The 11,962-nt window shown below is 68.3% G+C and carries 8 protein-coding genes and 1 pseudogene; 5 read left to right on the forward strand and 4 right to left on the reverse strand.

Translation table 11 applies throughout. The features are described 5' to 3' along the window. The first annotated feature begins 393 nt into the window (after positions 1–393). Together ABZ937_RS19425 and ABZ937_RS19430 are read left to right on the forward strand one after the other, a co-directional pair. Complete coding sequence (locus ABZ937_RS19425) at positions 394–1,827, forward strand: endo-1,4-beta-xylanase (RefSeq protein ID WP_361693340.1); 1,434 nt, start codon at positions 394–396, stop codon at positions 1,825–1,827. A gap of 100 nt (positions 1,828–1,927) precedes the next feature. Next, on the forward strand, positions 1,928–3,247 hold the full coding sequence (locus ABZ937_RS19430; RefSeq protein WP_361693535.1) for an RICIN domain-containing protein: 1,320 nt from the start codon (positions 1,928–1,930) through the stop codon (positions 3,245–3,247). Positions 3,248–3,770: 523 nt separating this feature from the next. Here ABZ937_RS19430 and ABZ937_RS19435 read toward each other — a convergent pair. Beyond that, a complete protein-coding gene (locus tag ABZ937_RS19435; RefSeq protein ID WP_361693342.1) occupies positions 3,771–5,195 on the reverse strand; it encodes a non-reducing end alpha-L-arabinofuranosidase family hydrolase in 1,425 nt (474 codons plus the stop codon). A gap of 245 nt (positions 5,196–5,440) precedes the next feature. Between ABZ937_RS19435 and ABZ937_RS19440 the strand changes: the two genes are divergently transcribed. Beyond that, the gene (locus ABZ937_RS19440) at positions 5,441–6,211 is read left to right on the forward strand and encodes an SDR family oxidoreductase (RefSeq protein ID WP_361693344.1); all 771 of its coding nucleotides are present in this window, start codon (positions 5,441–5,443) and stop codon (positions 6,209–6,211) included. A 62-nt stretch (positions 6,212–6,273) separates the two neighbouring features. Then, complete coding sequence (locus ABZ937_RS19445; RefSeq protein WP_361693346.1) at positions 6,274–8,070, forward strand: acyl-CoA dehydrogenase; 1,797 nt, start codon at positions 6,274–6,276, stop codon at positions 8,068–8,070. A 150-nt stretch (positions 8,071–8,220) separates the two neighbouring features. On the opposite strand, the pseudogene ABZ937_RS19450 reads toward ABZ937_RS19445, so the two are convergent. Together ABZ937_RS19450 and ABZ937_RS19455 are read right to left on the reverse strand one after the other, a co-directional pair. Continuing rightward, positions 8,221–8,316, reverse strand: a pseudogene (locus tag ABZ937_RS19450) (IS5/IS1182 family transposase); the annotation flags it as partial. A 164-nt stretch (positions 8,317–8,480) separates the two neighbouring features. Continuing rightward, positions 8,481–9,989, reverse strand: a complete 1,509-nt coding sequence (locus ABZ937_RS19455; protein WP_361693348.1) for a DUF4246 domain-containing protein — start codon at positions 9,987–9,989, stop codon at positions 8,481–8,483. 151 nt (positions 9,990–10,140) lie between these two features. On the opposite strand from ABZ937_RS19455, the gene ABZ937_RS19460 reads away from it, so the two are divergent. Further along, positions 10,141–10,800, forward strand: coding sequence for an MSMEG_1061 family FMN-dependent PPOX-type flavoprotein (locus ABZ937_RS19460; protein ID WP_361693350.1), 660 nt, complete (start codon positions 10,141–10,143; stop codon positions 10,798–10,800). Positions 10,801–10,976: 176 nt separating this feature from the next. On the opposite strand, the gene ABZ937_RS19465 is transcribed toward ABZ937_RS19460, so the two are convergent. Then, positions 10,977–11,867: an ArsR family transcriptional regulator gene (locus tag ABZ937_RS19465; protein WP_361693352.1), complete on the reverse strand. Its 891-nt coding sequence runs from the start codon at positions 11,865–11,867 to the stop codon at positions 10,977–10,979. Positions 11,868–11,962: the final 95 nt, after the last annotated feature.

The raw sequence follows: 11,962 nt of genomic DNA on the forward strand, positions 1-11,962 counted from the left end.
ATCGGAAACTTCTCCTGTGAGGAGTATTGACGATCCACCGTCAATCCCTCAATCATCCCTGTCTGAGACACCGGTCACGATTCGAGATTGCGAACAATGGCCACCTGAGTGATCCGTGTCGCACGACAGATCCGCGCACCGCAGCACCCGCACCACCCCGTTTTCGTTCCGGTGAGGTTCGCGCCAGCGCATCCTGGCTCTTCGCGCAGTGGGAGATGCGCGCGACGCCGCGTGGCGGTCCCCCGGCTGAGCCGCGATGGAGTACCCCCATGCCTGTGTCGCATCACGGCCGCCGCCCGAATGGGAGCGGACTACGCAATCCCCTGCGCTTCTGTCCTCCCGTTCAGTCCTGCCGTTCAGTCCTTCCGTGATTTCTACCCTGGAGGCACAGTCATGGGCTCGTATGCCCTCCCCCCACCCGCCGTCCGTCAAAAGCTCCGCGGTCTGCTGCTGGCGCTGTTCGTCGGCGTCCTCTGTGTGGTCGGTGCACTGGTCGCGCCGCCGAGGGCCCATGCCGCCGAGAGCACGCTCGGCGCCGCGGCGGCGCAGAGCGGTCGTTACTTCGGCACCGCCATCGCCTCGGGCAGGCTGGGCGACTCGGCGTACACGACGATCGCGAACCGTGAGTTCAACATGGTGACGGCCGAGAACGAGATGAAGATCGACGCCACCGAGCCGCAGCGGGGCCAGTTCAACTTCAGCGCCGGCGACCGTGTCTACAACTGGGCGGTGCAGAACGGCAAGCGGGTGCGCGGTCACACCCTGGCCTGGCACTCCCAGCAGCCCGGCTGGATGCAGAGCCTCAGCGGCAGCTCGCTGCGCCAGGCGATGATCGACCACATCAACGGCGTGATGGGCCACTACAAAGGCAAGATCGCCCAGTGGGACGTGGTGAACGAGGCCTTCGCCGACGGCAGTTCGGGAGCCCGGCGCGACTCCAACCTGCAGCGCACCGGCAACGACTGGATCGAGGTCGCCTTCCGCACCGCGCGCGCCGCCGACCCGGCCGCCAAGCTCTGCTACAACGACTACAACATCGAGAACTGGACCTGGGCCAAGACCCAGGCCGTGTACGCCATGGTCCGTGACTTCAAGCAGCGCGGCGTGCCGATCGACTGCGTCGGCTTCCAGTCGCACTTCAACAGCGGCAGCCCCTACGACAGCAACTTCCGTACCACTCTGCAGAGTTTCGCGGCCCTCGGCGTCGACGTGGCCATCACCGAACTGGACATCCAGGGCGCCTCGGCCTCGACCTACGCCAACGTGACCAACGACTGTCTGGCCGTCTCGCGCTGCCTTGGCATCACCGTCTGGGGTGTACGCGACACCGACTCCTGGCGATCGGGGGACACGCCGCTGCTGTTCAACGGCGACGGCAGCAAGAAGCCTGCCTACACCGCCGTCCTCAACGCACTCAACGGCGGCGGCTCCACGACGCCCCCTGCGGATGGCGGACAGATCAAGGGCGTCGGTTCGGGCCGCTGCCTGGACGTGCCCGGTGCCGGCACCGCCGACGGCACCCAGCTCCAGCTGTGGGACTGCAACAGCGGCACCAACCAGCAGTGGACGTACACCGCCGCCGGCGAGCTCAGGGTCTACGGCGACAAGTGCCTGGACGCCGCCGGCACCGGCAATGGCGCCAAGGCCCAGATCTACAGCTGCTGGGGCGGCGACAACCAGAAGTGGCGCCTGAACTCCGACGGTTCCATCGTCGGCGTCCAGTCCGGCCTCTGCCTCGACGCCGTCGGAGCCGGCACCGCCAACGGCACCCTGATCCAGCTCTACTCCTGCTCCGGCGGCAGCAACCAGCGCTGGAGCCGCGCCTGATGAGGCCTGCCACACATGAAAGGGTGAATCGATGACGGCCTACGGTGCCGCTTCCCTCGTCCTTCCAGGAAGGCATCGCTGGTGGTCCCGGGTCGCCGCCGTGGTGGCGGCGGCCCTCGCGATCGGCATGCTCGCCGCGGCGATGACCGGGCCCGCCCGGGCGACGACGGCGCCCGCCGAGGCCGCGACGGTGGACACCCATGCCTGGTACGTCCTGGTCAATCGCAACAGCGGCAAGGCGCTGGACGTCTCTGGCGCGTCCACCGCCGACGGCGCGCGGGTCGGCCAGTGGACGCGTAACGACGGACCCAACCAGCAGTGGCAGTTCGTGGACTCCGGCGGCGGCTTCTACCGCCTCAAGGCCCGGCATTCGGACAAGGTTCTCGACGTGGCCGGCGCCTCGACCGCAGACGGTGCCGCGATCCAGCAGTGGGCCGACCACAACGGGGCCAACCAGCAGTTCCGCCTGGCCGACTCCGACGCGGGCCACGTCCGGCTGATCAACCGCACCAGCGGCAAGGCGGTGGAGGTGCAGGGCGCCTCCACCGCCGACGGCGGCAGCGTCGTCCAGTACACCGACTGGGGCGGCGCCAACCAGCAGTGGCAGATGATCAAGCTGTCGTCCGGTGGCGGCGGATGCGGCAGCGCCCCGACTCTGGCGAGCGGTACGCACACGATCCAGAGCGGCGGCAAGAGCCGCAGCTTCATCCTCAGGGTTCCCGCCAACTACGACAACGGCCACCCCTACCGTCTGATCTTCGCATTCCACTGGCGGGGCGGAACCGCCGCCGACGTCGCCTCGGGCGGCACGAGCGGGACCGCCTGGTCCTACTACGGCCAGCAGGAACAGTCGAACAACAGCGCGATCCTCGTCGCCCCCCAGGGCCTCGGCAACGGCTGGGCCAATACGGACGGTGAGGACGTCACCTTCGTCGACGACATGATCCGGCGCATCGAGGGCGGCCTCTGTGTCAACCCGGCACAGCGTTTCGCCACGGGATTCAGCTGGGGCGGCGGCATGAGCTACGCACTCGCATGCTCCCGGGCCAACGTCTTCAGGGCCGTCGCGGTCATGTCCGGCGCCCAGATCAGCGGGTGCAGCGGCGGCGCCCAGCCCATCGCCTACTTCGGAATCCACGGCATCAGCGACTCCGTCCTCAACATCGCGCAAGGACGGTCCCTGCGCGACAAGTTCGTCAGCAACAACGGCTGCACCCCCCAGAGCCCGCGCGAGCCCACGCCGGGCAGCCGAACGCACATCACCACCACCTACGCGGGCTGCCGTGCCGGATACCCGGTCCAGTGGGCCGCGTTCGACGGAGACCACATACCCGGTCCGGTCGACGGCTCCCCCAACGAGAGCGGCGTCGCCACGTGGACCAAGGCAGAGATCTGGAGGTTCTTCGCACAGTTCCAGTGACACGCCCGCACCATGGAGTGGAGCCAGGACGATCCTGGCTCCACTCCGGCACGCCTGCGGCAGGCTGAAGGACGGAGCCGTCCAGGCGTGGGGCCTGCGCGGCAAGCAGGGTGCCCAGCTCGTCGCGCAGCGGCGGACGGTGGTCTCGGACACGTTGTCGCCGCCGGCCACGTCGGTCTGGCAGCGGTCTTCCCCGTCTCGACTGGCTCACACCCCTTCGGCGAGCTGGGTGAAGCTCGTCTCACCCACCACCGGAGCGCCTGGCCGGTGACTGCGGCGATGCGGATGCAGCTTGCGGAATTCACGGCACGCCGCGGCCGGCAAGCGGATCTCCGGTGGCGTCATAGCGCTTCGGTCCGGACCCCCGATGAAAGGCCACGAAGAGAGGAGCCCCAGCCGACGCGCGGCTGGGGTTCCTCAAGGTGGTGAGTGTCGGTCAGCAGATGGAGTCGCCCACGCCGTGAACCGCTCGTCTACGCGTCGGCGGACCGCGCCACGTCGCGATCACTGCCGACCGGGCGGGTCAGCGCTGCAGGGTCAGCACGCCCGGCCGCCAGGGCAACTCGTTGTAGGGCATGCCCGGGGTGACGGCGGCGGGGTTCAGGCCCTGGTAGAGGAACTGCAGGTTGCAGGGGTCGATGGTCTTGGTCTGGTCGGGGTTGTTGCGGACCAGGTCGCCGTGGCTGATGTCGTTGGTCCAGGTGGCGCCGCTGTTGGCCTTGCCCGCGAAGGGGTTGGACTCGGTGGCGGCCTGCGGGGTCCACGGACCGTTCAGGCTGGTGGCGGTGAAGGAGCGGAAGTAGCGCTGCTCGCTCGCACCGCGAGCCTCGACGATCATGAGGTACTGGTTCTGGCCCTGGACCTTGTAGACCTCCGGCGCCTCGAACAGGTTCTTCACCGTGTCACTCATGACCGTCGTGTACGACGAGCCGAAGCTGCCCGGGAAGTTCCCGATCGGCATGCTCGACATGTAGATGTTGCCGTTGTCGCCGGCGAAGAACATGTACATGTTCTTGTCGTCGGCGATCAGCGTCTGGTCGAGCGGGCCGTTGCCCGGGATGCTGCCGGTGAACAGCGTCTGCGGGGAGGACCAGCCGTTGGGGTTGGTGGGGTCACTGGAGGTGCGGTAGATGAAGGGCGAGGCACCCCACTGGGAGGCCAGCACCCAGATGTTCTTGGGCGCGAAGTAGATCAGCGTGGGCGCCACCGCGGACTGGCTCATGCCGGTCTGGCCGGCCGACGCCATGTCCGACCAGTTCGTGAAGGGACTGAACGCCATCGAGCCGTACGACGTCCCCCCGGACACGTTCGAGCCGTAGACCAGGTGCTTGCCGTTGTAGACCACGTTGGTGAAGTCCTTCAGCGAGTTCCACCCGTTGGCCGGCTGCGCCAGCGCACCCGTCGACGTCCACCGGTACGTCGACGGAAGGGAACACGTGCTGCCCCCTCCGGACAGGCCGGTCCACTTCTGGTTGCTGTTGCCGGTGCAGTTCCAGAGCTGCACCGCCGTGCCGTTGGCCGTGGCGCCGCCCGACACGTCCAGGCACAGCCCGGACTCCACGCCGACGACCGTGCCGTCGGAGTTCACCCGCCACTGCTGGTTCGCCCCGCCGTGGCAGGACCAGATCTCCACCTTGGTCCCGGCCGTGGTGGCGTGGCCCGGGACATCCAGGCACTTGTTGCCGTACACGGTCAGCTGGTTGCTGTCCGTCAACGTCCACTGCTGGTTGGTCCCGCCCGTGCAGTCCCAGATCTGCAGGAACGTGCCGTCGGCCTGGCCGGCGCCCGGCACATCGAGACACCGGCCGGAACCAACACCGCGTAAAGCACCGCTGGTGGCAGCCTGAGCCGGACTGGCGACGAGCATCGCCGCCAACGAGACCAGGGCCGCGACCGCGGCGGCGAGCACCACAGGCAGACGCCTGCGGCTGAACCTTCTTCTGCGCATGGGGACCTCGTCATCCTTGAGCAAGCGGTTCTGAGTGTTCGCTATATCGAACAAGGGTCGAAGTGTCGAGCAAAGTGGATAATGAGAGAACCGGTGAACGGCGTCAATGCCTCTCACACAATTCGTGAGCCAAACCAACCGGGTTCCGTGGGTGCAGGGCTTGGCCAACATCTAAGCGACTGCTTAGTATCCAGTGTGCGGCGGGGACAGCCTGCCCGGCCGCCCTCCCACCTCAGGAGTCCACCGTGAGCTCACTGTTCTCCCTCTCCGGGAAAACCGCCCTCGTGACCGGCGGTTCCCGTGGCATCGGTCTGATGATCGCCCGGGGCCTGGTCGAAGCGGGGGCCAAGGTCTACGTCAGCTCCCGCAAGGCGGAAGCCTGCGAGGAGGCCGTGCGCGGGCTCTCCGGTTCCGGCCAGGCGGTCGCCCTGCCCGCCGACCTGTCGCGCGAGGAGGAGTGCCACCGACTCGCCGCGGACATCGGCGAGCGGGAGGAGCGGCTGCACATCCTGGTGAACAACGCCGGCGCCACCTGGGGCGCGCCCCTGGACGAATTCCCGGTCAGCGGCTGGGACAAGGTGATGGACCTCAATCTGCGCAGCCCCTTCCTGCTCACCCAGGCCCTCCTGCCGCAGCTGCGCGCCGGCGGGTCGGCGGAGGACCCTGTGCGGATCATCAACGTCGGGTCCATCGACGGCCTGCACGTCAGCCCGGTTTCGGCCTACTCCTACGCGGCAAGCAAGGCGGGCCTGCACCACCTGACCCGCGTCCTGGCCAAGGAGCTCGGGCCCCAGGGCATCACGGTGAACGCCATCGCGCCCGGCCCCTTCGAGTCGAAGATGATGGCCGCGACCCTGGACGCCATGGGCGAGGCGATCGCCGAGGCGGCTCCGCTGCGCCGGATCGGGCGGCCGGACGACATGGCGGGCGTCGCCGTCTATCTGGCCAGCCGTGCGGGCGCCTACGTCACCGGCGCCGTCATCCCCGTCGACGGCGGCCTCGGCACCACGGTCTGACCGGCCGGCGACAACTCCCCCTCCCCTCGCACAAGCAACCCGAACACGAGAAGAAGAACACCATGGCCTCCCTCCTGCTCTCCCGCCGAGACCTCGACTTCCTGCTGCACGAGTGGCTCGACGTCGAATCCCTGGCCGCGCGCCCCCGCTTCGCCGACCACTCGCGCGAAACCTTCGACGCGGTACTGGACCTCAGCGAGACGATCGCCACCCGGCACTTCGCCCCGCACAACAAGAAGAACGACACCCAGGAGCCGCGCTTCGACGGCGAACGGGTGCACATCATCCCCGAAGTCGAAGAGGCCCTGAAGGTCTTCGCCGATGCCGGGCTGATCGGCGGGGGCATGGACCACGAGGTGGGCGGCATGCAGTTGCCCGGCGTGGTGGCCAACGCCTGCTTCGCCTGGTTCCAGGCAGCCAACGTGGGAACGGCCGCCTACCCCTTCCTCACCATCGGCAACGCGAACCTGCTGCTGGCCCACGGCACCCCCGGCCAGATCGACACCTATGTCCGGCCGATGGTCGAGGGCCGCTTCTCCGGGACCATGTGCCTGTCGGAACCGCAGGCGGGCTCCTCGCTGGCTGATGTGCGCACCCGCGCGGAACCGGCCGACGACGGCACCTACCGCCTGTTCGGCAACAAGATGTGGATCTCGGGTGGCGACCACGAACTGACGGAGAACATCGTCCACCTGGTCCTGGCCAGGATCCCCGGCGGACCGCCCGGGGTGAAGGGACTCTCGCTCTTCATCGTCCCCAAGGTCCTGGTGGAGGCCGACGGGACGCTCGGCGAGCGCAACGACGTCGCCCTGGCCGGCCTCAATCACAAGATGGGGTACCGAGGGACGACCAACACGCTGCTGAACTTCGGTGAGGGGGCCTTCCGGCCCGGCGGGGCCCCCGGTGCCGTCGGCTTCCTGGTCGGGGAGCCCCACCGCGGACTGTCCTACATGTTCCACATGATGAACGAGGCCCGCATCGGCGTCGGACTCGGCGCCACAGCGCTCGGTTACACCGGCTACCTGCACGCCCTGGACTACGCGCGCACCCGGCCCCAGGGGCGCCCGCTCACGGCCAAGGACGCCACCACCCCCCAGATCCCGATCGTCGGGCATCCCGATGTCCGGCGCATGCTCCTCGCCCAGAAGTCGTATGTCGAAGGCGCGCTGGCTCTCATCCTGTACTGCGGGCGGCTGCTGGACGACGAGCGCACCGCCCCGACGGCCGACGAGCGGGCCAGGGCCGGGCTCCTGCTGGACATGCTCACCCCGATCGCCAAGAGCTGGCCCTCCCAGTGGTGCCTGGAGGCGAACCACCTGGCCATCCAGGTCCACGGCGGCTACGGCTACACCCGCGAGTACAACGTCGAGCAGTTCTACCGGGACAACCGCCTGAACCCCATCCACGAGGGGACGCACGGCGTCCACGGCCTCGACCTGCTGGGCCGAAAGGTCGTCATGGACGGCGGTGCGGGGCTCCGCCTGCTCATCGAGACCGTCTCCACGACGACCGCCCGCGCGGCGACCGCGGACGACGAGATCGCCGGCTTCGGACGGCGGCTGGACGCCTCCGTCGCCCGCGTCGCCGCCGTGACGCGGCGCCTGTGGGAGGCCGGGGACGCCGAGACCGCCCTCGCCAACGCCTCGATCTATCTGGAGGCCGTCGGACACGTCGTGGTGGCCTGGATGTGGCTGGAGCAGATGCTGGCCGCCGCCGGACGCAGCGGCGCCTTCTACGAGGGCAAGCGCCGGGCGGCTCAGTACTTCTTCCGGTACGAACTGCCCAGGACCGAGGCTCAGTTCGCGCTGCTGGAGAGCCTCGATCGCACCACCCTCGACATGCCCGCGGACTGCTTCTGAGCAGTGCCCCGCTTCCAGCGCGAGGGGGCGCAGAGGCCCGTTACGACCTGGCGCTCGGCCTCGGTGAGGTGCAGGTCGCGCCCGTTGAGGAGATGACCACGCGGCTGTAGTCGAGGCGGCGGAGCAGTCCGTCGTGCCAGCGATGGGGAGTCCGGCCTGTCCGGCGGCGAGAACGAACGCCAGAGGCCGACAGCGGGCATCGGCCGCGAGGTGGATCTTCGTGGGCAATCCGCCACGGGCCAGGCCAGGTCCTCGTCGGCATCGGCCTGGGCCATCATTCCTGGTGTTCGGCGGGGACGACGCGCACTACCAGGAGTGCTCCGGCGGGTCAGATGCTCCACCCGCCGCAGCGACGTCGTCCAGGCCGTCCCCGCCCTCCTGACTTGCACGTGTTCAGGGCGGAAGAGGTTTCAGTGCTCGCAGAGGGAGAATTCTCGTTCGTAGAGCTGCTCGTTGTGTTCGTCGACGAAGAACTTGCGTTCTTGCATGAGTTGTTCGCGGTAGTTCTTGGCTTGTTCGAGCGTCATGGTCGAGGTGTCGGACCACGGTTGTTGCGGTGGCACGTCGGACGTCGAGACGATGTTTTCCGAAGGGTCGACCAGAAAGAACGCGAGAATTTTGCGATGTCCCGCACGGGTGGGATCCATGAGGCGGAACGATCCGACGCGGTGTTGCAGGATGTTCGGGAACGCCAGGCAGCGGCCCGCTGGGGTCGACGCCGATCCCAGTACCTGGTTCAGTGCGTCTTCGTTCTCCAGGCCGTAGACATCGCGCACACCGTTGTCGTCGTTCTGCTCATAGTGCGGGTCGTCGAGTGCCGCCCGGAAACTCAGTCGGCTTTCGGTGATGTTCTCGCTGTCCCAGTAGTAGATGCCGGTCGAGACGATCCGCTCGTTCAACATCCCCTCGACATGCCAGGAACCGCCGGGATACTCGGGCTTGTCCGGGGTGAGATGAATGGTGGCGAGCTTGACGATGACCTGGAGACGGCGGCCGCGCAGGTCGACTCGGGCGGATTCATCGGGCAGCTCGGGCGGGGTGAAGGCCGGGGCGTCCGGGATGACCGGGCGGCGGTTTTCCCACCAGTCGTCCTGGGCCTCTTCCCATGCGCGGACGGCTTCTGCGTAGGCCTCATCATCACTGTAGGAGGATTTGTCCGGATACTCCGGCTCCGAGTCGTACCACCCGTAAGGATCGGCCTCGATCCGCAGGGGACGCGGATGGCGCAGATCGGTGAGCACGTTCTCCAGCAGCGGGCGAAAGCGTGCGAACAAGTCCGGCAGGACAGAGGCGAGTTCGCGGTGAGTCTCGGGGTGGACGTTGTTGACGTACGAACGGAAGGCGACATCGCCGTCCTCGCTGACGTCGACGTCCGTGGGCAGCCACTGGAACTTCTCCGAGAATTCGTACTTCGAGTAGCGGTCCGTCGGGTTCTGCCAAGCCCGCTCGGGCGCGCCGCTCACCTCTCTCACGAGGCAGAACAGTGAGGGATGAACCAAATCCAGCACCTGGCCGTCGGACCCGGGATGCCAGTCCTTTTCTGCTTCGGGGACCTCTTCCAGAACCCGAACCGCCTCGCACAGCCGGGATCTGAGCTTTTCGTCGACCAGCGTGTCCGACTGCCACACCCCATCGACGGCGGACACCTCGATGCCGGTTCGTCCGTCCCGCAGTGCGGCGTAATGTGCGAGTTCCGCAAGCACGTAACGAACCTGCGCTTCGGTGAGACCCTGAGCGACCGCTTCTTGTGTCCACCTGGCGACGATGTCGGCATCGTTCATCTTGTCGAACCATCCCGGTTTCGCCCGGATGTGTGAGCTGCACTGCATCATCTGAAGTTCCCGCAGCGTTCGGGGTGTCGCGAACGATATGGAACGGGAGGCGTGAAAGGGCAGCGGGAAAGCAGACAGGTCAGTCAATTCTCTTGGTCCTCCCAGGCGGTGTGCGGTGGCGGGAAGGATACTTCAGGGGACTGACACCGCAGCAGCGGTCCCCCCGACGCGACCGTCGTCATGTCCCCGCGCTTACCGACCGAGATCAGTAGCAGGTCGGCCCATTAGGGTCGGTGACATGACGACATCCCTTGCCGGCAGTGCCTTCGACTCGCTCCGCCTCGACGCCGTGCCCGACCAGGACGCGTTGCGCCGGGTCTACGAACTGCCCAAGGAGACGGCCATACGCAAGCAGATGACCGAACTCACCGAGGAGACCCGGCGGTTGATCGGCTGCTCATCGCTGGTCCTGGTCGCCAGTGCGGACGCCGAGGGCAGCTGTGACGTTTCCCCGCGCGGCGGCCCCGCCGGGTTCGTTGCCGTCCTGGACGCACGGACGGTGGCGATACCGGACGCGACCGGCAACAAGCGTCTGGACACCCTGCAGAACGTCATCGCCACCGGACGGGCCGGGCTGCTGTTCGTCATCCCGGGGCGCACCACGACGCTCAGGGTGAACGGCCGGGCCTGCGTCTCCACCCGCCCGGAGCTGCTGTCGCAGCTGACCGCCGTGGGCAAGCCGCCGGCCAGTGCGCTGGTGGTGGGGATCGAGGAGGTCTACCCGCACTGCCCCAAGTCGCTTCTGCGCAGCGGGGCCTGGAAGCCGGAGCAGTGGCTGTCGGCGGACGCCCAGCCGACCTCGGCGGAGGTGACGCTGGCCCAGTTGCGTATGCCGGAGCTGACGATCGCTGACATCGAGCGGGCGGAGGCGGATTCGCTGAAGTACCGGTACGAGTAACGGGCCGGTCGGCGCCTGCTGAAGGCAAGGTGGCGCGGTGGGCGAGCAGGCTGGGGGAGAGGCGGAGCCTGGCCTCGCCGCACAGCTTCTGCGGCACAGGCAAAAGCACAGGCGCAGGCACAGACACAGGCGAGGGCGCTGCGGCTGGGCGCGGTTCGCGCGAGCTTTCCTTCGGCTCATGGGCTGCGCAGCAGCGCCGTGCCGAGGTCGCTCGCCGTGTAGTGCACCTCGCGCCGGTAGCGGTGGCTCGTCACGAGTCCGGCGTCGCGCAGGACGGCGAGGTGCTGGGAGACCGCGCCCGGGCTCAGCCCGGTTCGGGCGGCCAGCTGGGTCGTCGTGCTGGGCGAGCTGGTGTGCGCGAGGAGGCGGGCACGGCTGCGGCCCATCAGCCGGGCGAGACCGTCACCGGCGGGGTCGCGCCGCTCCCACAGCGTGCCGAGCGCCCGCGCGGGATAGACGAGGGCGGGCGGCGTCACCCCGTCTCCGGCCAGCAGACGGCACTCGGCCCCGAACACGGTGGGCGCCAGCGTGACCCCGGTGCCGCCGAGCTCGACGCCCTCGAAGTCACTGCGGTGGTGCCGGAGTTGGGGTGAAGTCAAGCGGTCACCCTCCCAGCTCAGAGTCGGGTGGAGGTGGGCGAACACCTCCTGGATGCCGTCCTCGGCGAGCTGACGCGTCCGGTGCGCGATGTCCGCCTCCTGGAGGGCCCGCATGCGCGGCCAGTGCGGTGCGACGGCCGCCCGCCACCAGGCGCGTACGGCCTCGGCGAGCTCCGCGTCGACCGGTGCTCTGGCGAGCTCCTCCTCGAACTCGGACAGCGGGCAGCGCGGAGGGGGCGTCAGCGCGTCCGGTAGGGGTCCGCGGCGGGCCAAGTCGGCCAGCGGCGCCGTGCGCCGGGCGAGGTCGCGGTCCCCGAGCAGAGCCACGGCCGGCCGCAGCCAGGGCAGGTGGACGGCGTGCCGCCCGGGGTCGAGGGCGGCACGGAAGGCGGCGACGGCCTCGCCCAGTGGTGATATCGCGAACCTGATGTTGACCACGTCGTGCACGCCGAACCGCACCGTCCCCATGCCCATCCCCCCGCCGGTCCGCCCGTCCCCGATGTCCCGAGGATTTCGCCCAGACTAAAACAATGGTGGCGTCGGCCTCCCATTGGTGATGTTGG

This window comes from Streptomyces sp. NPDC046727 (assembly GCF_040645635.1).
Lineage (GTDB): Bacteria > Actinomycetota > Actinomycetes > Streptomycetales > Streptomycetaceae > Streptomyces.